Genomic DNA, 25,992 nt, shown 5'->3' with positions numbered 1-25,992 from the left:
GGCGTCCGGGAAAGGCTCAAGATCAGGCTGAATTGTGTAGGTCAATGACGGTCTCACTGTGCCGGGAGCGCGTCGCCTTGGCAGCGTCGTTGCGGTTGGCCTCCAAGTGTTGGAGGTAGTTCGGGGTCACGTCCCCGGTCACATAATGACCATCGAAGACCGAGCAATCGAAGCGGTCCACATGGCTCTTACCCTTTTTCTGGACCGCCTGGATCAGGTCGTTCAGATCCTGGTAGATGAGCCCGTCAGCACCCAAGAAGTCGGCGACCGACTCCTCGCTACGCCCGTGTGCCACCAGTTCGGTGGCGGACGGCATATCGATCCCATAGACATTGGGGAAGCGCACCGGCGGCGCGGCGGAAGCGAAATAGACCCGGTTGGCCCCGGCCTCGCGTGCCATCTGGATGATCTGCTGGGAGGTGGTCCCGCGCACGATGGAGTCGTCCACCAGCAACACATTCTTTTTCTTGAACTCCAGATCGATGGCATTGAGTTTCTGGCGCACCGACTGCTTGCGCACCGCCTGCCCGGGCATGATAAAGGTCCGCCCGATATAGCGGTTCTTGATGAAGCCTTCGGTATAGGGGACGCCTAAATGATTGGCCAGTTGCAGCGCGGCGGTGCGGCTGGTATCCGGGATCGGGATGACGACATCGATGTCGTGGGCCGCCCACTGCCGGCGAATCTTGGCGGCCAGGCGCTTGCCCATCCGCGAGCGCGCCTTATGGACCGAGATGTTGTCGATGATGGAGTCGGGCCGGGCGAGATAGACGAACTCGAAGATACAGGGCGAGAGCAGCGGCGCGTCGGCGCACTGCTGCGTATAGAGGGTACCGTCCACCGAGATGAACACCACCTCCCCCGGGGCGACATCCGCCACCAGGGTGAATCCCAGGGTGTTCAGGGCTACCGATTCGGAGGCGATCATGTACTCGGTGCCCGCGTCGGTCTCGCGGCGGCCATAGATCAGGGGGCGAATGCCGAAGGGGTCGCGGAAACCGAATACGCCGAAGCCCGGGATCATCGCGACCGCCGCATAACCGCCCCGGCAGCGCCGATGCACCCCGGCCACGGCGCGAAAGATGTCCTGCTCGTCGATACGTAACTTGCCCTGGCTCTGCAATTCGTGGGCGAAGATATTGAGCAGGACCTCCGAGTCTGAGTCGGTATTGATATGGCGCAGGTCGTCGACGAAGAGGTCGCGCTTCAGGTCCTCGGCATTGGTGAGGTTGCCGTTGTGGGCCAACACAATGCCATAGGGCGAGTTGACATAGAAGGGCTGGGCCTCGGCGGAGCCGGCCGCCCCGGCGGTCGGATAGCGCACATGGCCGACCCCCATGGTGCCGCGCAACTGGATCATATTGCGGGTGCGAAAGACGTCGCGGGCCAGACCGCTGTCCTTGCACAGGTGGAGTTTATCACCCTCGCAAGTGACGATCCCAGCCGCATCCTGCCCCCGGTGCTGGAGCACCAAGAGCGCGTCATAGAGTGCTTGATTGGCCGGACCCTTACCGACGATGCCGACGATGCCGCACATGGGGACCTCAACTGGAGGCTCCGCCACACACGAGCGGCGGAGGACAGGAAACCAGACAGGCTAACCGAGAACGCGACTGGCCACAAGCGCTAACCGACCTATCTGAGGATCAGGAAGACTGGAGCACCTGCTCAAACCCTCTTCAACTGGTCTGTAATCCCCGGCGGGATCAACTTTATCAGCCAGTCGGCGGCCTGCTTAGACTGCGCGATGGCCCCCGAATCCTGCCACCAGGGCTCATCCGCCACCGGGGTCAGGGCCGCCAGGTAGACCGCCATCGCGATCAGCACCCCGCCGCGCGCCGCCCCGAACACGAGACCGAGCAACCGGTCGGTCCAACGCAGCGCCGCGGCCTTGTCGACCAGGGTGCCCAGCAGGGCCCCGACCACGGCACCCAGGATCAGCACCCCCGTCGCGAGCACGGCATAGGCGACGGCCAGGCGCACGGTCGGCTGGCCGATATAGGGGGTGAGGGCCTCCGCTACACCCTTGTGATAGAGATAGCCAACCCCGGCGGCGGCCGCCCACACGGCCAATGACATAACCTCGCGAAGCAACCCGCGGGCCAGTCCAACCAGGGCGGACAAAACAATAATTGCAATGATGACAGTATCGACCCAGTTCATATCGGTTCCTCGCGCGGACGCGCGCTGCCGCGACCCTTATGGATAGCTCTTGATCAAGGGGCTGACCTTGTGTTTTTCCCGTAGACGGGCGGCGGTCCGATCCGCCCTGACGCGGTCCAACTCCGGACCCACCTGCACCCGGTAAGTGACCCTCCCATTCACTTCGGCCTTCTCCACGAAGGCGGCAAAACCATCCGCACGCAACTTGCCCTCCAGTTCTGCCGCACCCTCGGGACTCGCGACACTCGCCACCTGGACCACCCAGGACGGCAGATCGTTTGCACCCCGGGGCGGGGCCAGCTCAGGTGTCGCGGGGGATTTGTCCTGGGCCTGCACCGGCGCGGCACCGCGCCGCGCTCCCGGGGTCTCGGCGCGGCCCGGCGCACCGATCGGCACCGGCGCCAGTTCCCCGGCCGGGGGTAGTGCCAGGGGCTGGGAGACCCTGGACGCCGACTCCGCGCCCCCACCCACCCCGGAGTCCTGTGGCCCCAAAAAAACCTCATTCTTCAGGCCCGGTTCAAAGGCCGGGGGGCTCGGAACAGGCTGTTGGATGGCCGGCGGGCTATCCGAGGACGGCGGCTCGAACAACATGGGCACAAAGGTCACCGCCAGGGCAACCACCACGACCGCTCCAATCAACCGCTTCTTGGCACCGTCTCGCATCATGCCTCGACTCCGCGGGCCGCGCCGACCAGCCCGAACCGCAACAGGGTGTTAGTCCGCAGGATGAGCACACATCCTGATCGCAGCGTGCCGGCGGTTGGCCGACCCGGTCGGAGAACAGTTGACCAGGCGCCCGCCCGCGCCCCGCGCCTGGGGACGCAGTATACCAGCACCGCCGCCCTCACTCGCCCCTGCACTTCAATGCCTCACCCACCGTGGTGAATGAACCGAACACCAGTAGACAGTCGCCCGCCACGCTAGCCGTCAGGGCCGCATCCAAGGCCGCCTTGAATGTTTGGTGTAGCTCTTGGTGTACGCCCGCAAGGACGCCATGCAGTCGCTCGCCCAGGCACTGCGCCGACATGGCGCGGTCATCGGCGCTCGCCGTCAGATACCAGGTGTCGACCAGTGAGCGCAACGGTGCGGCGACCGCCTCCGGCTCCTTGTCCGCCAGCACACCAAATACCGCTCGCACCCGTCCGGGACAACGAAATTCGCGCAGATTCTCGGCCAGGACCTGCGCCGCCTCGCGGTTGTGGGCCACGTCCAGGATCCAGGTCACCGCCCCGGGGAAGACCTGAAAGCGCCCCGGCAGCCGCGCCCGTGCGAGACCCGCGCGAATCGCGGTCACCGGCACCGGCAACCGCCCACGCAATGCGCGCAGGGCCGCAATGGCGGCCGCCGCATTGTGCTGCTGGAAGGAGCCGCGCATCGCCGGAATCGGCAGCGCCAAACGCTCGCCATCCGCCCCCGACCAAATCCAACCGGCGCCGTCGGGGGCCGCCGCGCAGCCGAGTTCCTGCCCCACCTGCAACACCCGGGCACCGAGCGCCTGCGCCGCCACCCGCAGGGCCGCGGGTGCGTCCCGCTGGCCGATGATCGCCGGCCGGTCGGCACGGAAAATGCCGGCCTTCTCCCGGGCGACCGCCTCCAGCGACTCCCCCAGCAAGGCCATATGGTCATGGCCGATGGAGGCGACCACCGCGCAATCCGCGTCGATCAGGTTGACCGCGTCGAGTCGCCCGCCCAGCCCCACCTCTAGGATCACCAGGTCCGGTCCGGCATCCACGAACAGGACCAAGGCGGCCAGGGTCCCGAACTCGAACACCGTGAGCGGCGTATCCCCGCGCGCCTGTTCGACTCGGGAAAAGGCCGCGCACAGCGCCCGATCGGTCGCCGGCGTACCGTCGATTCGTACCCGTTCGTGGTAACTCAACAAGTGCGGTGAGGTATAGCAGCCCGTGTGGTAGCCCGCCGCCCGGGCGATCGCCTCGAGATAGGCCACGGTGGAGCCCTTGCCGTTGGTGCCACCGACGGCGATGACCGGGGCACCCAGGGTCGGCGGACCCAACCGCGACCAGACGACGGCGATCCGCTCCAGGCCGAACTCCATCCGATGCGGGGTCAAGCTGGACTGCCAGGCGAGCCAGTCGCCCAGGGTCCACAGGTCAGTCTGGTGCATGGTCACTGGTGACATCGAGTCTAGCGGCGCCGTTGGGGGTCGGGATTGTGCCACGGTTTAGGGGGGCGCGCGAAAGTCCGGGGCACGACTCGCCATTGACCCTCCCCCACCCCAGCCCTGCTACCAGAGGCGATGCACTGGGGCCATCATCGATCACCCAACCACCGGAGGAGAAAGCGCATTCCCGGCCGCGCAATGCCGCCCCCGCCGCATCAGGATGGCGAGCAGTTCGCTCACGCGGTCGCGCAGGTCGCGACGATCGACGATCATATCGAGCGCCCCCTTGTCCATCAGAAACTCGCTGTGCTGGAAACCCTCTGGGAGCTTCTCACGCACCGTCTGCTCAATGACCCGCGGGCCGGCGAAGCCGATCAGTGCCCCGGGCTCGGCGATATTCAGATCGCCGAGCATGGCCAGGCTGGCCGAAACACCGCCCATGGTCGGGTCAGTCATCACCGAGATGAAGGGCAGGCCGCGCGCGCGCAACTGCCCCAGCGCGGCACTGGTCTTGGCCATCTGGAAGAGCGAGAAGAGGCTCTCCTGCATGCGCGCCCCGCCGCTGGCGGAGAAGCACACGAGCGGCGCACCCTGCTCGATGGCGCCCTCCACACCCCGCACAAAGCGCTCGCCGACCACCGACCCCATGGAACCACCCATGAACTCGAACTCGAAGGCAGCCGCGACGATCGGCTCGCCCTTGAGCCGGCCGCGCAGGACCACCATCGCCTCCTTCTCCCCGGTCGCCTTCTGGGCCGCCGCCAGACGGTCCTTGTAACGCTTGAGATCCTTGAACTTGAGCGGGTCCGCGGATTCCATCTCGGCGCCCAACTCCTCCCGCGGTTCCGGGTCGAGAAAGCCATCGAGGCGACGGCGGGCGCGGATGCGGTTGTGATGGCCGCACTTGGGGCAGACCTCCAGGTTGCGCTCCAACTCGGCCCGGTAGAGGATGGCGTTACAGCCGGGGCATTTGGCCCAGATGCCCTCGGGCACGGCGCGCTTGTGGCTCGCCTCCGTGCGGATGCGGCTCGGCATCAGCTTCTCAAACCAACTCATCGTCGTTTCTACATTGATCGCCACGTTCGCGCCCCCAAGCCGCAGTCGGAAGCCTTACAATCGGATCGCGCGGAGCGCAACTCCCGGTAGCATTGCAACGACTGGCCGCGGCCTTGTCTAAAGTTGGAAAGGATTAACGGGTCAACCGCGATCAGCGGCATCGATGGCCACGCGCAGGGTCGCCAGGAAGTCCCCGATCACGCCTGGGATCGACTCGGGGGTCTGCTCGAGTTCCTCGATCCGACTGACCAGCGCGCTGCCGACGATCACCGCGTCCGCCACCGCCGCGACCCGCGCCGCGGTGGCCGCGTCCTTGATCCCGAAGCCCACCCCAACCGGCAGCGAGATCAATGACTTGATCGTCTCCACCCGCGCCGCCACCGCGTCCGTATCCAGTGACCCGGCGCCGGTCACCCCCTTGACCGAGACGTAGTAGACAAAGCCGGAGGCCACCTCGCCGATGCGCCGGATGCGCGCATCGGTCGAAGTCGGCGCGAGCAGATAGACCAGATCCAGACCATGGCCGCGCAGCGCCGCCACCAGGTCTGTGCTCTCCTCCGGCGGCACATCGACCACCAGTGCGCCGTCGACCCCGGCGGCCGCCGCCTCGGCGGCAAAGGATTCGTAGCCCATGACCTCGATCGGGTTCAGGTAGCCCATGAGGACCACCGGGGTGTCCGGGTCGCCGACCCGGAAGGCGCGCACGATACTGAGCACCTCGTGCAACGACACGCCCTGCGCAAGGGCGCGCTCGGTGGCACGCTGGATCACCGGGCCGTCGGCCATCGGATCGGAAAAGGGCACCCCCAGCTCGATCAGGTCCGCACCGGCGGCGACCATGGCATGCATCAGCGGCACCGTGGTCGCCGGGTGCGGATCGCCGGCGGTGACGAAGGGGATCAGGGCGGTGCGACCATGGCCCTTGAGCGATGCGAAACGGGTGGCGATGCGGCTCACAGGACCAGGCCCTCGTGCTTGGCGACCGTGTGCATGTCCTTGTCCCCACGGCCGGAGAGATTGACCAGGATGGTCTGATCGCGGCCCATGGTGGGCGCAAGCTTGGCCGCGTAGGCCAGTGCGTGACTCGACTCCAGGGCCGGGATGATACCCTCGGTACGAGTCAGTGTATGGAAGGCGGCCAGGGCCTCAATGTCGGTGATGGCGTCATAGCGGGCGCGTCCGGTGTCCTTGAGCCATGCATGCTCAGGGCCGACCCCGGGGTAGTCCAGGCCGGCCGAGACCGAGTGGGTCTCGATGATCTGGCCGTCGGCGTCCTCCATTAGATAGGTGCGGTTGCCATGTAGTACACCGGGGCGACCGGCATTGAGCGGTGCGGCATGGCGGCCGGTCTCCAAACCGTCACCGGCCGCCTCGACCCCGATCATGGCCACCCCGGCGTCCTCAATGAAGGGATAGAACAGCCCGATGGCGTTGGAACCGCCGCCCACGCAGGCGACCAGTGCATCCGGCAGGCGCCCGGTGCGCGCCAGCATCTGCGCGCGGGCCTCGCGCCCGATCACCGCCTGGAAGTCCCGCACCATCGCCGGATAGGGGTGCGGACCGGCCACCGTGCCGATGATGTAGAAGGTGTCGTCCACATTGGTCACCCAGTCGCGCATCGCCTCGTTAAGCGCATCCTTCAGCGTGCGGGAGCCGGACTTGACCGAGACCACCTGGGCCCCCAAGAGGCGCATGCGGTAGACATTGGCCTCCTGGCGGGCCACGTCCACCTCGCCCATATAGACCACACATTCAAGCCCTAAGCGCGCCGCCACCGTGGCACTGGCCACCCCATGCTGGCCGGCGCCGGTCTCGGCGATGATCCGGGTCTTGCCCATGCGCCGGGCCAACAGGGCCTGGCCGATGGTGTTGTTGATCTTGTGCGCCCCGGTGTGATTCAGATCCTCGCGCTTCAAGTAGATCTGGGCACCGCCTAAGTCCCGGCTCCAGCGCACGGCGTGATAGATGGGCGAGGGCCGGCCCACATAATCCTGCAAGTCCGCATCCAGTTCGGCCTGAAACTCGGGGTCCGCCAGGTAGCGCTCATAGGCCACCCGCAGTTCCTCCAGGGGGTACATGAGGGTTTCGGGCACGAAGAGCCCGCCGTAGGGGCCAAAGTGGCCGTTGGCATCGGGCCATCGATAGCCCGGTCCGGCGCCCGTCTGGGGACCCCGATCAGAAAGCATTGCGGGCGTTGTCGCCATCTCGTACACCTTGCATGAAAGCATAAATTTTTGCCGGGTCTTTTACACCCCGGGCAGATTCGACGCCGCCGCTCACATCGACGGCGTAGGGGCGCACGCGAGCAATCGCGGCGGCAATATTGGTCGGATCAAGTCCCCCGGCGAGGACGATCCGGGAGGCCAGTGCGGGGGGTATCCGCCCCCAGTCGAAGGCCAACCCGGTTCCACCGGGGCGGGCGGGGTCGTAGGCGTCGAGTAACAGACCGGCAGCGCCCCGGTAGGCCGCCGCCAAGACCGGGAGCTCGACCCCCGGACGCATGCGGATCGCCTTGATCCAGCGCCGACCGACGCTCGCACACAGATCGGGCGGCTCCTCGCCATGGAATTGCACCAAGTCGAGCGGCACCTCGTCCAGGACACGACGCACCGTCGCGGCCGTCTCGTCCACGAATAGCCCCACGGCCGTCACAAAGGGCGGCAGCAGGTTGCAAAGCTCGCGCGCCAGCTCCGGCGTAACGGCCCGCGGGCTGGGCGGATAGAACACCAGCCCGATCGCATCGGCCCCCGCCGCCACCGCCGCCGCCACGTCCGCGGGACGCGTCAAACCGCAGATCTTAACCCGGGTCCTGGTCAAAAGCAGTTCTCACGCCAAGACGCCAAGACGCCAAGGTTATTTGATGCGCAATGAGTGCCGGGCGGTTCGCCCGGGGGACGCTTGGGAGAGTGGAGTGACGCCGTCGTCGCTCTTCTTGGCGTCTTGGCGTCTTGGCGTGAACAAATACCGAACCTATGGTCATCGTTCATGTGCGGCTCAATGACTCTCGGCCTGGGGCAGGCCGAACTCCGGCGGATAGTCGGCGCGCATGAAATAGAGCCCCTGGGGCGCCGCTGTGACCCCGCCCCGGGTGCGGTCGCGTACCGCGAGCAGCTCTGCCGTCCAGTCCACCGGCGCCTCACCGCGCCCGATGGCAAGCAAGACCCCCACGATGTTGCGCACCATGTGGTGCAGGAATCCATTGGCCGCGACGCGCAGCTCGATCACCCCGGCCGCTTTCGTCAGGTTCAGATAGTGAATGCGGCGCACCGGGCTCTTGGCCTGACAGGCCAGGGCACGAAAGCTGCTGAAGTCATGCTCTCCGACCAACGTCGCCGCCGCCGCCTGCATGCACCCCAGATCCAGTGGGCGATGGATCCACAATGCGCGATCACGCTCCAGGGGCGAGCGAGCAGGCCGCGTCAGGATGCGGTAACGGTAATGACGCGCGTGGGCGCAGAAGCGGGCATGAAAGTCCTCCGGCACCGGCTGCGCCCAACTGACCGCGCAGTCACCCGGCAGGTTGACATTGCTTCCTAACACCCAGGCACGCGGGGTGCGGCTGGCCGTCGTGTCGAAATGAACCACTTGTTCCAGCGCATGGACCCCCGCATCCGTGCGTCCCGCGCACTGCAAGCGCACCGGATGGTCGGCCACCCGGGACAACGCCGCCTCCAGGGTCGCTTGGACGGTGCGCACCCGCGGCTGGGTCTGCCAACCGCAAAATGCGCTGCCGTCGTACTCCAGGCCGAGGGCGATACGCTCAGTGGCCATGGTGCGCGCTGAGGGGGCGTGATCGGCCACGCTCAAGCGACACGCTTAAGCAATTCCCGGGCCGCCGCGCGCTGCTCCTCGCTACCCTCGCTGACCACCTCATCCAAGATGCCCTTGGCGGCCTCCTGGTCGCCCATTTCAATATAGGCCCGGGCCAAGTCCAGCGCGGTGGCGGTCTCATCCCACCCGCTCTCGTCCAGCTGCCACGCGGAGGCGAGCTGCTCGCTGTCGTCCGGTGTACCGATCGACCCGGGCGTGGTGCCTGGGTCCCGCAGGGGCGAGCGGTTGACAGGTGGCGGCAACGCCGTACCCCCGGTCAGCGTAAGGTCCTCGCTGTGCGGGAGCGTCGCGGCCGCGTCGAGGACCAAGTACCGGTCCAAGTCATCGGGGACCCGCGCCTCGCCGGAGGGGCGATCCAGTGCATCGTCCAGATTCAGTTCCAGCGCCGAGTCCGCGCGCGCCGCACCCGCGTCGCCGACCCCACTGAGCGCCTCATCGAGCGGTTGGCCGCCGAATGCCTTCTCCAGACTCAGATCAAGACTGAACGGCGATTCGTCCATCAGGGTGGGCGGCAAAAAGGGGCGAGCGGCGGCGCCCGGGGCGCCGTCCATCGAGTCAGTGGCTGCGGCGCCACGTCCGGACAGCACCGCGCGATCAAGCCCGATCGAGGATGCGGCGTCCATGGCCAGGTCGGGCAAGGATGCCTGCATGTCACCGACATCGAGCGTATAGACCTCGGACAACCCAGCGCCGCTCGACTCGGAGTCATCGCTCGCCAGCGCATCGCCCCAGGCAGCGCCGCCACGCTCGACCGGCGTAGCGCGGACCGCTTGGGGCAGGCCGTCGGCGGCTAAGTCAGACGCGGGGATGTCGGACGAGGTGACGTCAGCCGGGTTGACGGCGGCCATCTCGCATAGGCGCCGCCACTGCGCCGGACTCGATCGATCCCCACCGACCGCCTGCACCTCCTTCATCAGCCCCCGCAAGGCCGCCGCGTTCTGTTCGCCATAGAAGGCCTCGCCGAGCTTGAACATGAGATCGAGCCGCAGCGGCGTGCGTCGCATCTCCGCCCGCAACAGGTCCTCCGCCTCGCGATAGCGACCATAGGCGATATAGATGTCAGCCTCCGAGAGGATATCCGCCTCGTCTATCTCCCCGTCCAATGCCATTTCCGAATCCGGCGTCGACTCCGACCTTCGGGACTGCTCCGGCGCCGAGTCCTCCAGACCAGCGGCCGCTAAGTCGATCGTCGGGGGCCCGGCCGATATGGCAGCGCTATCCCCCTCACCGGGCGCCACGGGAGGTATGGCATCCCCTTGCGCGGTATGCTCGAGGGCATCGAACTCGTCCTCGGACCCGACCCGCCGCCGCGCCCGCATCCAGACCAAGCCACCGATGCCCAGAGCGGTCACGCCCGCCACACCGAGCAGTGGCCATAGCAAGGCCTGCCAGGTCGAGTCACTGCTTGCCGACGCCACGGCCGGGGTCGGCGTCTTGGGGCCGGCGGCAACCGGGGACTGGCCAGGTGTCTTGGTCGCGACGGGCGCCGGCGCGGGCAGCGCGCCCGCGGGCCGCGGTTGTAGCGTCGCGCCGGTACCAGCGGGCAGCGTCCCTGCGGCCCCCGGTGCCGCGTTCGCCGCGCTGGGCGAGGTAGTCGTACCGGCGTCCGTCAACGCAGTCGGGGTGTTACCCGCAGGACCCGCGGACCCGGTCGCCGCCTGCCCCGGGGCACCAACTGGCAGCACCGCCGACGGTGCAGTCTGGCTGGCCGTCGGCGATGCCATAGCCGTCACCCCGGGCAGGGTACCGGGGGCGGACCCCGCCCCGCCCTGGACCCGGGCCAATTCTTCGCTGCGTAGCTTGAGTAACTGCTGGATCTCGCCGAGTTGGGACTCCAGGTCGTGAATGCGACTACGCAGATCGACCGTCTCCTGACGGGCGCTCTCGCTCGCCTCGCGCACCAACAAAAGCTCCTTCTCCATGTCCTGCGCGCCGGCCGCTGCACCAGGCTGCGGCGTGGCGCCATCCCCGGCGGCCCCGGCAATGCGCAGACGCGACTCGCCTGTTCCGGGAAACGCAACGGGGGCATTGGGTGCAGCGATCGGGCTGCGCCTTACCTTCCCGCCCTTGATGGCTGACTCGAACTCGGCCTTGGCTGCCTCCGGACTGAGGGCAAACAACTCACCGGCATAGGGCAGGGTTAGGATCTTGCCGATGATCAGCCGGTTGATGTCGCCGTTGGAGAAGGCGTCCTGATTGTTGCGATACAGCGCCATGGTGGTCTGTGCCACCGTGGCCCCGGGCGGGGTATTGGCGCGTGCGAGGCGCCACAGCCCGACCCCCGAGCGCGTCGGCCCGATCTGTATCGGAAACGCCCCACCGGGTGTGGCGGCGGAGCGCGCCCGCGGCGACGCGGCCGCCGGAGGGGCGGCCTTGGCGGGCCGGGCAGGCGCCGTTGGCTCGGGCGGGGCCGCGGCGCGGACCGGCGTGCTAGGCGGCGGCCGCACATCCACCACCGCCGGCGCGACCCGCGGGGCTGAGCGCGCGGTGGTCACCGGGGGGTCGAGGAGTACCGTGTATTGCTTCACCAGGCGTCCCTTCGGCCACACGACCTCCACCAGAAAGTCCATGTAGGGTTCGCGCATGGGCTCCTTGCTGGAGACTCGGATCACCGGGTTTCCGCGCGGGGATATCTGGGGGCTGAAGCGCAGCTTGGTGAGGTAATGATAGCGCTCGGTGCCGGCCCGACTGAACTCAGTCTGCGGGGCGATCTGCACCTTAACGCCATCGAGTTCGTCCGGTTTGACATCGACCAGATCAATCTCACCCACAAACGGCTGATCGAGCGCCGATTGCAGACGGATTCCGCCGATTCCCAAGGCGTGCGCCGATCCGCTGGCCAGGGCCAGCACCAGCGCTGGCGCCAGGCAAAGCTTATGAGACATCCCCCGCCCTCTTTTCCCCATGACCGACTTGGAACTATATCTGAATCCGCGCCCCTCACCAAGGGCAGGGCCGGATCTGGCGGGACTTAATGTTCGAGCAGAATGCGCAGCATCCGCCGCAGCGGTTCGGCCGCACCCCACAACAACTGATCCCCAACGGTGAAGGCGGCCAGATAGCGGTCGCCCAGATTCATCTTGCGCAGGCGCCCCACCGGCACCTCCAAGCGCCCGGTCACCGCCGCCGGTGACAGCTCGGCGCTGCTGCGTACACGCTCATTCGGAACCACCTGCACCCAGTCGTTGGCACCGGCGATCAGGCGCTCGGCGTCGGCCACGGACAGGTCCTGGTTCAGTTTGATCGTCAAGCCCTGACTGTGGCAACGCATCGCCCCCACCCGCACGCACAATCCGTCGACGGGGATGGGATCGGCGCTGCGACCCATGATCTTGTTGGTCTCGGCCTGCCCCTTCCACTCTTCCCGGCTCTGGCCGTTGGGCAGTTCGGTGTCGATCCAGGGGATCAGACTCCCGGCCAAGGGTACCCCGAAATTCGCCATGGGGAAATCGCCCCCACGCAGGGTGGCGGTGACGGCCCGATCGATTTCCAGGATGGCGGACGCCGGATCGGCAAGCTGCGGGGCAACGGCGCCGTACAGCGCCCCCATCTGCTCCAGCAACTCCCGCATCTGCTTGGCCCCGGCCCCGGAGGCGGCCTGATAGGTCATGGCACTGACCCACTCGACCACCCCGGCCTGAAAGAGACCGCCGATGGCCATCAGCATCAGACTGACGGTGCAGTTGCCGCCGATGAAGTCGCGCCGCCCGGCCGCCAAGGCGCCATCGATCACCGCCCGGTTGACCGGGTCCAGGATGATGGTGGCATCGGGCTCCATGCGCCGGGCGGAGGCGGCATCGATCCAGTAGCCGTTCCAGCCGGCAGTGCGCAGCCGCGGGTAGACGTCTTTCGTGTAGTCGCCACCCTGGCAGGTGACGATGACGTCACACGCGCCCAGCGCCGAGAGGTCTCCGGCATCACCCAAGGACCGACTACCGCACCCCACATCCGGCCCGGGCTGCCCGGCCTGAGAGGTGGTGAAAAAGACGGACTCCGGGATGTGCGCAAAGTCATCCTCCGCGCGCATACGCTCCATGAGGACCGAGCCCACCATCCCCCGCCAACCGACAAACCCGACACGCTTCATTGAATAAAATCCGCACAGATACTTCAAGTTGTGATATCGGCGGTCAGTGCGAACCGACCGCCGACCACCGCTACAGGGCTGCCACCACCGCCTCGCCCATCGCGACCGTCCCCACCCGCTGCATCCCCTCGGACATGATGTCCGGGGTGCGCAGACCCTGGTCGAGCACGCGCGACACCGCCGCCTCGATCCGGTCGGCCACCGCTGGGGCACCCAGCGAGTAGCGCAGCATCATCGCCACCGACAGCAGGGTCGCGAGCGGGTTGGCCACGCCCTTGCCGGCGATATCGGGGGCCGAGCCATGAATCGGCTCGTACATCCCTTGACCCGCGGCGTTCAGCGAGGCCGAGGGCAACATGCCGATGGAGCCGGTGAGCTGGGAGGCGCAGTCCGAGAGGATGTCACCAAACAGGTTGCCCGTCACCATCACGTCGAACTGCTTGGGCGCGCGCACCAGTTGCATGGCCGCGTTGTCCACATACATGTGGCTCAACGCCACCTCCGGATAATCGGCACCGACCTTGGTCGCCACCTCACGCCACAGCTCCGTACACTCCAGTACATTCGCCTTGTCCACCGAACACACCTTGCGATGGCGCTTCATGGCCAGATCGAAGGCCACGCGACAGATGCGCTCCACCTCGGACTCGGTGTAGACCATGGTGTTGGTGCCGCGCCGCTCGCCGGAGGGCAGGGTCTCGATCCCGCGCGGCTGGCCGAAATAGATGTCGCCGGTCAATTCGCGCACGATCAGGATGTCGAGCCCCGAGACCACCTCCGGCTTGAGGGTCGAGGCCCCGGCCAACTGCGGATAGAGGATCGCCGGGCGCAGGTTGGCAAACAGCCCCAGGCCAGCGCGCAGACCCAATAGTCCCCGTTCCGGGCGCTTGGAGATGTGCAGTGGTTCCCACTTGGGCCCACCGACGGCACCGAGCAGGACGGCATCGGCGGCGCGGGCGGCCTCCAGGGTCTGCGCCGGCAACGGGTCGCCGGTCTCGTCGTAGGCCACCCCGCCCACCAGCCCATGCTCGAGCTCGATCGACACCGCGCCGCTCGCATTCAGCGCGTCGAGCAGCTTGACCGCCTCGCCGACGATCTCCGGGCCGATACCGTCACCCGGGAGTACCAAAACCTTCTTCGACACTTGTGTTATCTCCGATCAGAACTGCCAGGGTGCCGCGACTCGGCGTTGCGCCTCAAAGGCGCGGATGCTGTCGGTATGCTGGAGGGTCAGGCCGATATCGTCCAGGCCCTCGAGCAGGCAGTGTTTGCGGAAGGCGTCCACGGTGAAGTGGACGGTCTGTCCGTCGAACGCCAGGGTCTGGGCCGGCAGGTCCACGCTCAGGTGCAGGGCCTCGGACCGGTGCGCATGGGTGAACAGCCGATCGACGGTCGCCGCCTCCAGCACGATCGGCAGGATGCCGTTCTTGAAGCAGTTGTTGAAAAAGATATCGGCATAACTCGGGGCGACGATCACCCGGATGCCGAAATCCGCCAGCGCCCAGGGGGCATGCTCGCGCGAGGACCCGCAGCCGAAGTTCTCCCGCGCCAGCAAGACCTCGGCACCGACATAGCGCGGGTCGTTGAGCACGAAGGCCGGATTGAGCGGCCGGCCGGTGCAGTCCATCTCGGGCTCGCCATGGTCCAGATACCGCCATTCGTCAAAGAGATAGGGCCCGAAGCCGCTGCGCTTGATGCTCTTGAGAAACTGCTTGGGGATGATGGCGTCGGTGTCGACATTGGCCCGATCGAGCGGCACCACGACCCCGGTGAAGTTCTTGAACGGCTCCATCTACAGCGTCCTCACGTCGACAAAATGACCGGTCACCGCGGCGGCGGCGGCCATCGCCGGGCTCACCAGGTGGGTGCGCCCACCCTGGCCCTGCCGGCCCTCGAAATTGCGGTTGGAGGTGGAGGCGCAACGCTCCTGGGGCTCCAGGCGATCCGCGTTCATCGCCAGGCACATCGAACAACCGGGCTCGCGCCACTCGAAACCCGCAGCGGTAAAGATGCGGTCCAGCCCTTCGGCCTCCGCCTGCGTCTTGACCAGACCGGAGCCCGGGACCACCAGCGCCAGCGTGATGCTCGGGGCCACATGGCGACCCTCGACCACGGCCGCCGCGGCGCGCAGGTCCTCGATGCGCGAATTGGTGCAGGAGCCGATGAACACCTTGTCCGGACGGATCGCGGTGACCGGCGTGCCAGCCGCGAGCCCCATGTAAGCGAGTGCGCGACGGATACCGTCGGCCTTGGTCGCGTCCAACTCGGCGTCCGGGTCCGGCACCCGCCCGTCGATCGGCAGCACCATCTCGGGCGAGGTCCCCCAAGTCACCTGCGGCTTGATGTCCGCCGCCTTGAGGTGCACCACCTGGTCGAAACTGGCCCCCGGATCGGTCGTGAGGGAGCGCCAGTTGGCCGCCGCCTGGTCGAACAGATCGCCCTTGGGGGCGAAGTACCGACCACGCATGTAATCGATCGTCTTCTCGTCCACCGCCACCAGCCCGGCGCGGGCGCCGGCCTCGATGGCCATGTTGCAGACGGTCATGCGCCCTTCCATGGAGAGTGCCTGGATCGCCTCGCCGCCGAACTCGATCACATGGCCGGTGCCGCCAGCGGTACCGATCTCACCGATGATGGCGAGCACGATGTCCTTGGCGGTCACGCCGGGGCCGACCGCGCCGTCGACGCTGATCAGCATGGCCTTGGACTTGCGCTGAAGCAGGCACTGGGTGGCAAGCACATGCTCGACCTCCGAGGTGCCGATGCCGAAGGCCAGCGCCCCGAAGGCCCCGTGGGTCGCGGTGTGTGAGTCGCCGCACACCAGCGTGCTGCCGGGCAGGGTAAAGCCCTGCTCCGGGCCGATCACATGGCAGATCCCCTGGCGCGGATCGCCCATCGAGAACTCGGTGATGCCGAAGGTCCGGCAGTTCTCACCCAGGGTCTCCACTTGCAGGCGCGCGACGGGATCGGTGATTCCCGCGGCCAGGTTCGTGGTCGGGACATTGTGGTCCGGTACCGCCAGGTTCGCCGCCAATCGCCACGGGGCACGCCCCGTGAGGCGCAGGCCCTCGAAGGCCTGGGGGGAGGTTACCTCGTGGATCAGTTGCCGGTCGATGTAGAGGAGCGCCGTACCGTCCTCGTCCACCCGCACCACGTGATCGTCCCAGAGTTTGTCGTAGAGGGTTCGGGCACCCATGACGCCACCTCGTTCACAAAAATTCGGGCACGCAAAAAAGCGCAACGCGCAAGGATAGACGGCGCGGGCCGCAAACTCAATTGTGGCGTTGCGCGGCGGGGGGGCGGAAGCACGACACCGCCAGGACCCCGACACGGGTAAGGCACCAAGATTTGTCCTTGCACCGCTCCGGTCGGCGCTGTGTGGATATCAACTTACGCGACGACGGTCAACCTTAGACAAGGACCCACCGCGGCCCGCCCCCTCCCGCCGGAATCCGCGGCGACTTGGATAGCGGCGCACGACCTGCTGCGTTTGGAAGAGACCGATGATCTGTCGACGGCATCCCGCGCGCTTTCCCGACACGCCCGGCGCCAGGAAGCGATGGAAGCTGACGCGAAAGACGGCCGCCATCAGTTCGTCCTCGGGACGATGGGTGGTCTGGGGGAGCTTGTTGAGCTTCCCGAACCGCATGCCAAGCGAATTTTGGGCACGAGATCAAAGCGCCCCATGACTCAGTGGCCAAAACGATGATCGAGGCGCGATCCTAGCAGGCTGTCGGACTTAGTGATGCAACCGATTGAATACAAAGAGTTTCCTCTTTTGCGCCAAAAAGTCGTTTTCCTGTTTAATCAATCGGTTACGCCATCAAGTCCGACAGGCTGCTAGAAGCCCCACTTCCAGTGAAGCGCCCCTGGGCCACCACCCCAAAAGCCCACGGGTGATATTCGTCGCGGCCGGGGGCTCCTAAGGGCGGCAGCGGGGCAGCACGGTGGCCAGGTGCGCCGGGCTGTAATAGCTATCCCATGCCTCGCGATAAATACCGATCCACTCGGCCGCGCTCATGCGCGGATGATCGGTGGTGACATGCTGGGTGTCATAATGTGTCGTTCGGAAGGCCGAATCAGCAGGCGGAGGAGGCCGAATAGCTATTTCGCATCGTCTCTACCCTGAAAATCATCTTTATTTTGCGCCTTGCTGCGGGCATCTGAGCGGGTGATCAGCCCCTTTTTCATCAACTCCTTGAGGTTCTGGTCAAGGGTCTGCATACCATGGGCCTGACCGGTCTGTATGGCCGAATACATCTGCGCGATCTTCGCCTCGCGGATCAGGTTACGGATCGCGGGGGTGCCGATCAGGATCTCGTGGGCGGCGATACGCCCGCCGCCGATTTTCTTAAGCAAAGTTTGGGCCACGACCGAGCGCAACGACTCAGAGAGCATGGAGCGCACCATTTCCTTCTCGGCGGCGGGGAAGACGTCGATGATACGGTCAATGGTCTTGGCCGCGGAGGTGGTGTGCAGGGTACCGAAGACCAGATGGCCGGTCTCCGCCGCCGTCATGGCGAGCCGAATGGTCTCCAGATCGCGCATCTCACCCACCAGGATGATGTCCGGGTCCTCACGCAACGCCGAGCGCAACGCTTCGCTGAAACCCAGGGTGTCGCGATGGACCTCGCGCTGGTTGATCAGACATTTCTTGCTGTTATGGACGAACTCGATCGGGTCCTCAATCGTCAGGATGTGTTCGTACTTGTTGTCATTCAAGTAGTCGATCATGGCCGCCAGCGTGGTGGATTTACCGGAGCCGGTGGGTCCAGTGATCAGCACCAGGCCGCGCGGGACGTTGACGATGTCCCTAAAGATCGCTGGGGCGTTCAGGTCCTCCAGGCTCAACACCTTAGACGGGATGGTGCGGAACACCGCCGCGGCGCCCCGTTTCTGGTTGAAGGCGTTGACGCGGAAGCGCGCCACGCCGGGGATCTCGAACGAGAAGTCGGTCTCCATGAACTCTTCGTAGTCCTTGCGCTGCTTGTCGTTCATGATGTCGTAGACCAGCGAATGCACGGTCCGGTGCTCCAAGGCCGGGACATTGATCCGGCGCATGTCCCCGTCCACCCGGATCATCGGCGGCAGACCGGCGGAGAGGTGCAGGTCGGAGGCTTTGTTCTTGACGCTGAAGGCGAGTAGTTCTGCAATGTCCACGGCTAACTCCGGTTCGATCCGCGGCCCACGGGTCCAGGTGATGCGCCGTCCGACGCACCCGCCGTGGTCCAATGCGCCAAGCATAACCCGAAACCGCCGACCAACGCTGGCAGGTCCGCATCGCTGCCCTTGACTGACCTGCCGGGCGCGGCTATCGTGGCCCTCTAAGCTGGCGCCCTGTAATGAAAATAGACTTGGGAGTACATCAATTTGATCGCCTCTGCGCATGAGATCGGTGCGACGGTCCCCCCGCTGATGCCGCCGCTGCCCCCCGCCGATCCGACGGATCGCCAACCCGACCACCCTGACGGCAGCGACCGCGCGTCCATGACCCTGGCCGACATCATGACGGTCCAGGTCACCACCGTCCCGGCGGACTATTCGGTCCACTGGGCGCGGACGGTGATGCGCGGCGAGCGCATCAGCGCACTGGTGGTGGTGGACGCCGACCGCCCGGTGGGTATCTTCACCGAACGCGATGCGGTGCGCTTCGCCTCATCCCATCGGGACGCGGATGTCGTGCCGGTCAGCGAGGCCATGGGCAGCCCCCCCATCACCGCGCCGGCCGACATGGGATTTCGCCAAGCCTATCAACTGATCAACACCCACGGGGTGCGGCATCTCATCGTCACCGACCAGGCGGGCCGGCTGGCCGGAATCGTCAGCGAGGCGGACTTCATCCACCACCTCGCGGCCGCGGACCTGCTGGCGGCGCGGGATGTAGGTGCGGTCATGACCCAAGGGGCGGTGGGCCTGCCCGAGGATTCACTGGTCCGGGATGCGGTGCGGCTCATGGCCGGTCAGCACCTGGGCTGCGTGGTGGTCGAGCGTCACGGCCACCCGATCGGCATCCTCACCGAACGCGATCTGGTGCGACTCGGTGACGAGGAGATCGATTTCGCCACGACCAAGCTCACCAAGGTGATGAGCCACCCGGTGCATACGGTGTCCGCCGCCGAGTCGCTACCCACCGCGATCAGCCGCATGGAACACGCGCAGACCCGCCGGCTGGTGGTGGTCGACGACGACGGTGCGACGGTCGGCATCGTCACCCGCCATGACATCGTCAAGGTGTTGCGCGACGCATAGCGGCAGCGACGCCGCGCACGATGAGCCTAACCATGCGCGCATTCCTGTATCCGCTCCTCATCCTATATGCCGTGCTGGTGGGCCCGGTCGCCGCGTCCGCGCCCGCGGTCCCACCGCAGCTCTCGCCCTGGGTCCCCTGGGTACTGCACCCGCAGGACCAGCGCCCCTGCCCGGTGCAGGCCGACTCCGCGCAGCGGCTGTGCGCCTGGCCGGGCCGACTGGCACTGGATCTGAATGCACGGGGCGGGACCTTCAGCCAGCATTGGGAGGCCGACGCCGAGACCTGGGCGCCGCTGCCAGGCGACCCGGAGCACTGGCCACAGGAGGTGCGCGATGGCGACCGACCACTGCCGGTGGTCCTGCGCGAGGGGGCGCCGTCGGTTAAATTGACCCCTGGCGCGCATCGTTTGACCGGGCGCTTTCAGTGGTCCGACACCCCTGATGGCTTGACCCTGCCGGCGGAGACCGGGCTGCTCTCACTGGTGCTGGATGGGGCTGCGGTGCCCTTTCCGCGCCTGGATCGGGACGGACGGCTATGGCTCGGCGACCCCGCCGCGGTCAACGCACTGGAAGGCGACCGCCTCGCCCTCCAGGTCTACCGCCGGATCGACGACGACCTGCCGCTCCAGGTGACCACCCGGCTGGAACTGGACGTGGCCGGGGGTGCCCGCCAAGTCCTGATCGGCCCGGTGCTGCTGCCGGGGACCATCCCGCTGCGCGTTGACAGCCCCCTACCCGCCCGGCTGGACGGGGATGGTGGGTTGCGCGTGCAGGTGCGCCCCGGCCATTGGGTGGTGAACGTGGACGCCCAAGTCGGCGGGGCGGTCGGCACCCTCACCCGCGCCACGGCGCCCGCCCCCTGGCCGGCGCTGGAGGTCTGGTCCTTCGCCGCCCACCCCGACCTGCGCCAGGTCGAGTTGCGCGGACCGGCGGCGGTGGACCCGCGCCAAGCCGGCGTCCCAGCGGACTGGGCCGCCCTGCCCGCCTATCGCCTCGCGCCCGGGGAGACGCTGACGCTGGCCGAGCGGCGCCGCGGCAACCCGGACCCGGGCCCGGATCGTCTCACCCTGGAGCGCGACCTGTGGCTCGATCTGACCGGCGATGCCTTCAGCGTGCGCGACCGCATCGGCGGCCAACTCACCCGCAGTTGGCGACTCGGCGCCACCGCGCCCTTGACCCTGGGACGGGTCGCCGTCGATGGGGAGCCGTGCCTCATTACCCGCCTGCGCGACACCGATCCACCCGGGGTGGAGGTGCGCCGCGGCCGGCTCGACCTGGTCGCCGACAGTCGCATCGCCGGGGCGTCGGGCAACCCGCGAACCATCCCCGCCGCCGGCTGGGGACTCCAATTGGACGGCAGCCGCGCACACCTCTATCTCCCCCCCGGCTGGGACCTGCTGGCGGCCACCGGGACCGACAATCGGCCCGACAGTTGGCTTGGGCGCTGGACCCTGCTGGACCTCTTCTTGGTGCTGATCCTGAGCTTCGGCGTGGGGCGGCTGTGGGGCACGCCCTGGGGTCTGCTCGCCGGACTCGCCCTGCTGCTGACCTGGCAGGTCCCGACGGCCCCCCGCTTGGTGTGGGTCCACCTGCTGGCCGTCGCCGCCCTATTGCGGCTACTGCCCGAACACCCCACCGCGCTCGCCCTGGTGCGGGTGCGCGCGCTGCTGCGGTGGTATCGGTATCTGGCGCTGCTCGCGCTCGTCCTGATCGGCCTGCCCTTTGTCGCCGGCCAGGTCCGCACCGGGCTCTACCCCCACCTGGAGCGCCCCGCGGTCGGTCTGGGTACCAATGCCACCGCGCTCAATCGCCTGGCACCCCCAGCGGCGGCACCGCAACCCGCCGTGGCCGAGCGCCAGTTCGAGGCCATCTTGCGTAATGAGCCAATGGAGGAGGCGGCGACGGCGGACGACTCGGCCGGGTCGCTAACCGACAACGCGCGGGCGCGCAAGTCATTGGCGCGATCGGCCGCGCCACCGGCCCCCGCCGCGCCCGCGCCGGAGCGGCCCGACCCGGACGCCGTGATACAGAGCGGCGCCGGGATTCCGGACTGGCAGTGGAACCGCTTCGACCTGAGCTGGAGCGGTGCGATCGACCCCGCCGAGGGCGCAAAACTGTGGTTGTTGAGCCCCGGCTGGAACCTGCTGTGGTCGCTGCTGGGCGCCCTGCTGGCGGTCATCCTGGGGCTGCGGGTGGCAGACCTGATCGGCCGGCCCCGGCCGCCATCGCCGGCCGGCGCGCCGGAGTCGGAACCTGATTCGGAACTGGCGGGCCAGGCAGCATCCAGCCGGCCCGCTTCCGCTTCGCTGGGCCTGTTACTGGCGCTCATCCTCGGGGCTGGCGGCTTGCTCGGGCCCACCCCGACCCAGGCCAGCGACCTGCCCAGCGTCGAGCTGCTGGAGGAACTGCGCACGCGCCTGCTCGCACCGCCAGACTGCCTGCCGGATTGCGTCGATCTGGCCGACCTCGCCCTGGCGGCAGAGCCTGAGACATTGCGGTTGATCCTGACCCTGGACGCCGCCGCGCCAGTCGCCACGGCGGTGCCCGGCGTTTCCGGCGGCTGGCGGCCCACCGAGCTCGACCTGGATGGTGCCCCATTCGACGGACTGCGCCGCGACCCCAACGACCGCTTGCTGATTGCGCTACCCGCCGGGCGCCACCGCCTGACGCTGACCGGGCCCCTGCCACACCGCAACCAGGTGGAGATCCCCTTCCCGCTGCACCCGCGCCGGCTCCAGGCCACGCTCGACGGCTGGACGCTGGAAGGGCTCGACGCGGCCGGCCTGCCCGGGGCCCAAATCCGCCTGGTGCGGGTCTCCACCGATGTGGCGGCGGGCCGTGCCGCGTTGAGCCAAGGCGCCTTGCCTGCCCTGTTGCGGGTGGAGCGTGAACTGCGGATCGGGCTCGACTGGCGCCTCGCGACCCGGGTGCGACGCCTGTCCCCGGCGGAGTTTCCGGTGTCGGTGCCGGTGCCGCTGCTGCCTGGCGAATCGGTGCAGACCCCGGGATTACGCGTGCAGGACGGGCGCGTCCTGGTGAGCTTGGCGCCGGACGAGATCGAAGCGGGCTGGACCTCCACCCTGGAACCTGCACCGACCCTACAACTGACCGCGGCAACCGATCCACAGCTCAACGAATCCTGGTCATTGGCCTTGAGTCCGCGCTGGCACCTGGAGTGGACCGGCCCGGCCCCGATCCACCAAATTACGGCCGCTGACCGCTGGCAGCCCAGCTGGCGCCCCCTGCCGGGCGAAACCCTGGCGCTGAACCTGACCCAGCCGGCGGCGGTGCCGGGCCAAACCCTGACCATCGACCGGGTGCTCCTGCGGGAGACCCTGGGCCAGCGGACGAACGACAGCGAACTGCGCCTCGATCTGCGCGGCGGCCAAGGCGGCCTGCACCCCATCCGCCTGCCACCGGGCGCCGAGCCGACGCACTTGCAGGTCAACGGGCAGGACCTGCCGCTCCCCAAGGCGGGGGCGGTCTTGGAGATACCATTGGTGCCGGGGCAGCAGTCGGTCCTGATCCAATGGCGGACACCGCAGGCGCCGGGGCTGCTGATCAAGCCACAACTGCCGGACCTGGGTAGCCCGGCAGTCAATCTGAACCTTACATTGCGGCTGCCGCAGGATCGCTGGGTGCTGTTAACGGGCGGCCCGCGAATCGGTCCAGTGGTCGTGTTCTGGGGCGTGCTGCTCGTCCTGGCCGGGCTCTCGCTGGCGCTGGGGCGCTCACACCTGACGGCGCTAAAGACCCACGACTGGCTGTTGCTCGGCGCCGGCCTCGCGCTCGCGGAAATTTGGGTCCTGGTGCTGGTGGCCGGCTGGCTGCTCGCCCTCGGTGGGCGCCAGCGCTTATACGCCGCGACCCCCAGGCGGCGCTATAACCTGGTCCAGGTGACCTTGGTAGTCTTGACCCTGGCCGCCGGTGTCGGTCTGGTCGGCGCCGTGTCCCAGGGGCTGCTGGGTGCGCCGGCCATGCAGATCGTGGGCAATGGCTCCGGGGATGGGGTACTGAACTGGTATCAGGATCGCACCGCCGGCCCCCTGCCGCCGATCTGGGTCATGGCCGTGCCGATGTGGGTGTATCGTACACTCATGCTCGCCTGGGCACTGTGGCTGGCAGTGAGCCTTCTGCGCTGGCTGCGCTGGGGCTGGGCGGGCTTTTCCCAGCCGGTCTTGTGGCGCCCTGGGCCGCCGCGGCACCCGCGCGACCCGGGGTCCACGCCAGCGCCGACGCCGGGCGCCACAGAATGACCGCCGGGCGTACGCCCAGCGCATATTGTCATTGCAGCCGGGATAACGACCAGGCAGGGTCGGCTGATCGCCGACAGAAACCTTCGGAAAATAACAGCAATGTCTCATTATGGCGTGATCCATGCGGAACACATCCGCAACGCCTAGACCGCCCCCGGTTGCGGCCTGACGCGAACAGGGGCACAGAACGGATCGGGGATAGTTGCGTCTTGTGTCTGCGTCGATTATTATCAAAACTTAACTTTCAATCCATGAAAGAGTCATAAGAACCAAATCGGCATCACAGAATGGCGCTTAAGTCATTGATCGATGGTCACTCGCCGATCATTGGCACAAGTGCATCCGGCCGGTTGCCTGACGTCGCTCGATGCGCCGCCCCCGCGATCCTGCCGCACAGGATCGACGATCCGATGTTGTAAGAAAAGCAGCACAGCGGGAATCCCACATGGCCATCGAACACAAAAAGTTCACCATCGCCCTTTGCGGCTTTTCCGAGAGTGAGGAAAAGAGCCTGGGGAGGGCCTTTCAGTTGTCCGAGGTGCGGCCGCGGCACTATATCCCCTGGTCACAGGGTCAAGATCGTCCGGATATTTGCGTCCTCAACGAAGATATCGCCGCTGGCGTGCAGGACTGGACGGCATTGCGCAACACCCTGCCCGGCGCCATTTTCCCGGTCATGCGGGTAGGCATTACGAATAAGACGTCACACCTCTTCGACGGAACCGTCAATGTCTTTTTCAAGCGGCCGGTGTTGGCGAACCGGATACTCAAGGCCCTAGACGATCTGGTCGCCGATTTCTATCACTTTTCCCCGGAAACGGATATCAGCGACACCATGTCGGCACAGGTCGTCGCCGCACAAGTCGAGCAGCCGGCCCCCGCGTTGGCGGCCTCGGCCAAGCGCATTCTGGTGGTGGACGATAGCGAATCGGTACGCAAGATGATGGAGGTACGGCTCGGGATGGCAGGGTTCGCCGTCGACTTTGCCGAAACCGGCGAGGAGGCCCTGACCAAGGCGCGTGACTATCAGTACGATCTCATCTTTCTCGACGTCATGCTCCCGGGTATCAGCGGCTATGAAGTCTCCCGTACACTGAAGAAGAAATTGCGGGTCAAGGCCCCAGTGGTGATGCTGACCGGTAAGACATCCCGGTTTGACAAGCTCAGGGGTACGCTCGCATCGGCCGATGTCTATCTGACCAAGCCACTGACGATCGATCAACTGAACGCCACACTGCAACGCTATTTGAAATAGATTCATACTGGCGTTATTGCAGTCACACGAGGTCAAGTATGGCGAAGCTGCTTGTTGTTGACGATTCCGCGACCGAGCGGGATCACTTGCGAGAGGTCCTGATAAAGGCCGGCCACACCGTGGTGACTGCCGTGTCGGGACAGGAGGTCGTGGCGTTGGCGCAAAGCGAGCGGCCGGACCTGATCTTTATGGACATCGTGATGGAAGGGGTGGACGGCTATCACGCGACGCGCGCGCTGCGCGAAGACCCCACCACCGTCCATATCCCGGTGGTCGTCGTCAGCAGCAAGAACCAGAAGGCCGATAAGATGTGGGCGCAGCTGCAGGGCGCCAAGGGTTATGTGGTGAAACCTTATCCGGCCGAAGAAATTCTGAAACAGATCGCGCATTTGCTCGGCGGGGGCGGCGCGGCGTCATGAGTGAGGTCGCTGCCCCAGCGGACGCGCCGGCCGAGCCGCAGGCTTGGCCTTGGCTGCCTGCAATCCTCGATGCGCCGGATTCAACCCAGCCAATCGGCGACTTTCGTCACGCCTTTCGCATCGGCCAACGCTGGTTGCTGGTCCCCGCTGCGATGCCGGCGGAGGTCTATCCGCCGCTGCCTTGCGCGGGCCTGCCCTTTACCCATCCTTGGTGCCTGGGGCTCGCCAGCTTCCGGGGCGATCTGGCAGCGGTCTATGACTTGGGCGCCCTGGTCGACGAGCGCACACCCGACGTCGGTCGCTATTTTCTGCTGCTGGGGCGACGCGATAGCTGCGCGGCACTGTGTATCGATGAAATCAACGGGATCACGGTGCCCCCGGACACGCTCACCGCACCCCCACCCCCATTGCCTGGCCTACCATCCGAACTCGCCCGCGGCGTCCTGGTGGTGGACCGGACCAGTTATGTCGAGGTCGATCTCGTCGGCTTACTCGGACTGCTGGCCGAGCGGGCGAGTCTACTCGCGGCCAGTCCTCTTACGTCGGAAGAATAA

General features: G+C 66.8%; 20 protein-coding genes. 5 read left to right on the top strand and 15 right to left on the bottom strand.

Annotation, left to right across the window (positions count from 1 at the left end; translation table 11 throughout):
• Nucleotides 1–22: 22 nt before the first annotated feature.
• The 15 genes from purF to QZX93_RS12515 form a co-directional block, all read right to left on the bottom strand.
• On the bottom strand, nucleotides 23–1,537 hold the full coding sequence (gene purF, locus QZX93_RS12585) for an amidophosphoribosyltransferase (RefSeq protein WP_295388122.1): 1,515 nt from the start codon (nucleotides 1,535–1,537) through the stop codon (nucleotides 23–25).
• 131 nt (nucleotides 1,538–1,668) lie between these two features.
• On the bottom strand, nucleotides 1,669–2,163 hold the full coding sequence (locus tag QZX93_RS12580; RefSeq protein ID WP_295388120.1) for a CvpA family protein: 495 nt from the start codon (nucleotides 2,161–2,163) through the stop codon (nucleotides 1,669–1,671).
• A gap of 36 nt (nucleotides 2,164–2,199) precedes the next feature.
• Complete coding sequence (locus QZX93_RS12575) at nucleotides 2,200–2,829, bottom strand: SPOR domain-containing protein (protein ID WP_295388117.1); 630 nt, start codon at nucleotides 2,827–2,829, stop codon at nucleotides 2,200–2,202.
• Between the two features lie 178 nt (nucleotides 2,830–3,007).
• On the bottom strand, nucleotides 3,008–4,288 hold the full coding sequence (gene folC, locus QZX93_RS12570; RefSeq protein WP_295388115.1) for a bifunctional tetrahydrofolate synthase/dihydrofolate synthase: 1,281 nt from the start codon (nucleotides 4,286–4,288) through the stop codon (nucleotides 3,008–3,010).
• Between the two features lie 153 nt (nucleotides 4,289–4,441).
• Nucleotides 4,442–5,341: an acetyl-CoA carboxylase, carboxyltransferase subunit beta gene (accD, locus tag QZX93_RS12565; RefSeq protein ID WP_295388113.1), complete on the bottom strand. Its 900-nt coding sequence runs from the start codon at nucleotides 5,339–5,341 to the stop codon at nucleotides 4,442–4,444.
• Between the two features lie 141 nt (nucleotides 5,342–5,482).
• Nucleotides 5,483–6,298: a tryptophan synthase subunit alpha gene (trpA, locus tag QZX93_RS12560; protein WP_295388111.1), complete on the bottom strand. Its 816-nt coding sequence runs from the start codon at nucleotides 6,296–6,298 to the stop codon at nucleotides 5,483–5,485.
• A complete protein-coding gene (trpB, locus tag QZX93_RS12555; protein WP_295388110.1) occupies nucleotides 6,295–7,527 on the bottom strand; it encodes a tryptophan synthase subunit beta in 1,233 nt (410 codons plus the stop codon). The genes trpA and trpB overlap by 4 nt, the downstream gene beginning before the upstream one ends.
• Nucleotides 7,517–8,158 (bottom strand): phosphoribosylanthranilate isomerase, encoded by a 642-nt coding sequence (locus QZX93_RS12550; RefSeq protein ID WP_295388108.1) that lies wholly within the window; start codon nucleotides 8,156–8,158, stop codon nucleotides 7,517–7,519. Before QZX93_RS12550 ends, trpB begins: the two co-directional genes overlap by 11 nt.
• A gap of 177 nt (nucleotides 8,159–8,335) precedes the next feature.
• A complete protein-coding gene (gene truA / locus QZX93_RS12545; protein WP_295388106.1) occupies nucleotides 8,336–9,112 on the bottom strand; it encodes a tRNA pseudouridine(38-40) synthase TruA in 777 nt (258 codons plus the stop codon).
• Nucleotides 9,113–9,144: 32 nt separating this feature from the next.
• Nucleotides 9,145–12,057, bottom strand: a complete 2,913-nt coding sequence (locus tag QZX93_RS12540; protein WP_295388103.1) for a FimV/HubP family polar landmark protein — start codon at nucleotides 12,055–12,057, stop codon at nucleotides 9,145–9,147.
• Between the two features lie 86 nt (nucleotides 12,058–12,143).
• A complete protein-coding gene (gene asd, locus QZX93_RS12535; protein ID WP_295388101.1) occupies nucleotides 12,144–13,259 on the bottom strand; it encodes an aspartate-semialdehyde dehydrogenase in 1,116 nt (371 codons plus the stop codon).
• 70 nt (nucleotides 13,260–13,329) lie between these two features.
• Nucleotides 13,330–14,403 carry a 3-isopropylmalate dehydrogenase gene (leuB, locus tag QZX93_RS12530; protein ID WP_295388099.1) on the bottom strand — a complete coding sequence of 358 codons (1,074 nt, stop codon included), beginning with the start codon at nucleotides 14,401–14,403 and terminating at the stop codon, nucleotides 13,330–13,332.
• Nucleotides 14,404–14,418: 15 nt separating this feature from the next.
• Nucleotides 14,419–15,051, bottom strand: a complete 633-nt coding sequence (leuD, locus tag QZX93_RS12525) for a 3-isopropylmalate dehydratase small subunit (protein WP_295388097.1) — start codon at nucleotides 15,049–15,051, stop codon at nucleotides 14,419–14,421.
• On the bottom strand, nucleotides 15,052–16,455 hold the full coding sequence (leuC, locus tag QZX93_RS12520) for a 3-isopropylmalate dehydratase large subunit (RefSeq protein WP_295388096.1): 1,404 nt from the start codon (nucleotides 16,453–16,455) through the stop codon (nucleotides 15,052–15,054).
• Nucleotides 16,456–17,363: 908 nt separating this feature from the next.
• The gene (locus QZX93_RS12515) at nucleotides 17,364–18,419 is read right to left on the bottom strand and encodes a type IV pilus twitching motility protein PilT (protein WP_295388093.1); all 1,056 of its coding nucleotides are present in this window, start codon (nucleotides 18,417–18,419) and stop codon (nucleotides 17,364–17,366) included.
• Between the two features lie 210 nt (nucleotides 18,420–18,629).
• Here QZX93_RS12515 and QZX93_RS12510 point away from each other — a divergent pair, with 210 nt between their 5' ends.
• From QZX93_RS12510 to QZX93_RS12490, 5 genes are all read left to right on the top strand, one after another.
• Nucleotides 18,630–19,508: a CBS domain-containing protein gene (locus QZX93_RS12510; RefSeq protein ID WP_295388091.1), complete on the top strand. Its 879-nt coding sequence runs from the start codon at nucleotides 18,630–18,632 to the stop codon at nucleotides 19,506–19,508.
• A 32-nt stretch (nucleotides 19,509–19,540) separates the two neighbouring features.
• A complete protein-coding gene (locus tag QZX93_RS12505; protein ID WP_295388089.1) occupies nucleotides 19,541–23,764 on the top strand; it encodes a hypothetical protein in 4,224 nt (1,407 codons plus the stop codon).
• A 445-nt stretch (nucleotides 23,765–24,209) separates the two neighbouring features.
• Entirely contained in the window at nucleotides 24,210–25,019 is an 810-nt protein-coding gene (locus QZX93_RS12500; RefSeq protein WP_295388087.1) for a response regulator, read from the top strand.
• Between the two features lie 38 nt (nucleotides 25,020–25,057).
• Nucleotides 25,058–25,438, top strand: a complete 381-nt coding sequence (locus tag QZX93_RS12495) for a response regulator (RefSeq protein ID WP_295388085.1) — start codon at nucleotides 25,058–25,060, stop codon at nucleotides 25,436–25,438.
• On the top strand, nucleotides 25,435–25,992 hold the full coding sequence (locus tag QZX93_RS12490) for a chemotaxis protein CheW (protein ID WP_295388083.1): 558 nt from the start codon (nucleotides 25,435–25,437) through the stop codon (nucleotides 25,990–25,992). Before QZX93_RS12495 ends, QZX93_RS12490 begins: the two co-directional genes overlap by 4 nt.

Source organism: uncultured Thiodictyon sp. (genome assembly GCF_903946935.1).
GTDB lineage: Bacteria > Pseudomonadota > Gammaproteobacteria > Chromatiales > Chromatiaceae > Thiodictyon.
Note: the sequence above shows the minus strand (reverse complement) of the source record. Positions and strands in the feature narration are given on the sequence as shown.

Bases quoted from the DNA above. Each gene is read 5' to 3' on its own strand.
- folC (WP_295388115.1), bottom strand. From the start codon at position 4,288: ATGCACCAGACTGACCTGTGGACCCTGGGCGACTGGCTCGCCTGGCAG.
- asd (WP_295388101.1), bottom strand. From the start codon at position 13,259: ATGAAGCGTGTCGGGTTTGTCGGTTGGCGGGGGATGGTGGGCTCGGTC.
- QZX93_RS12505 (WP_295388089.1), top strand. From the start codon at position 19,541: ATGCGCGCATTCCTGTATCCGCTCCTCATCCTATATGCCGTGCTGGTG.
- QZX93_RS12490 (WP_295388083.1), top strand. From the start codon at position 25,435: ATGAGTGAGGTCGCTGCCCCAGCGGACGCGCCGGCCGAGCCGCAGGCT.
- leuC (WP_295388096.1), bottom strand. From the start codon at position 16,455: ATGGGTGCCCGAACCCTCTACGACAAACTCTGGGACGATCACGTGGTG.
- truA (WP_295388106.1), bottom strand. From the start codon at position 9,112: ATGGCCACTGAGCGTATCGCCCTCGGCCTGGAGTACGACGGCAGCGCA.
- QZX93_RS12495 (WP_295388085.1), top strand. From the start codon at position 25,058: ATGGCGAAGCTGCTTGTTGTTGACGATTCCGCGACCGAGCGGGATCAC.
- trpB (WP_295388110.1), bottom strand. From the start codon at position 7,527: ATGCTTTCTGATCGGGGTCCCCAGACGGGCGCCGGACCGGGCTATCGA.
- purF (WP_295388122.1), bottom strand. From the start codon at position 1,537: ATGTGCGGCATCGTCGGCATCGTCGGTAAGGGTCCGGCCAATCAAGCA.
- leuD (WP_295388097.1), bottom strand. From the start codon at position 15,051: ATGGAGCCGTTCAAGAACTTCACCGGGGTCGTGGTGCCGCTCGATCGG.
- QZX93_RS12540 (WP_295388103.1), bottom strand. From the start codon at position 12,057: ATGTCTCATAAGCTTTGCCTGGCGCCAGCGCTGGTGCTGGCCCTGGCC.
- QZX93_RS12580 (WP_295388120.1), bottom strand. From the start codon at position 2,163: ATGAACTGGGTCGATACTGTCATCATTGCAATTATTGTTTTGTCCGCC.
- QZX93_RS12575 (WP_295388117.1), bottom strand. From the start codon at position 2,829: ATGATGCGAGACGGTGCCAAGAAGCGGTTGATTGGAGCGGTCGTGGTG.
- QZX93_RS12500 (WP_295388087.1), top strand. From the start codon at position 24,210: ATGGCCATCGAACACAAAAAGTTCACCATCGCCCTTTGCGGCTTTTCC.
- accD (WP_295388113.1), bottom strand. From the start codon at position 5,341: ATGAGTTGGTTTGAGAAGCTGATGCCGAGCCGCATCCGCACGGAGGCG.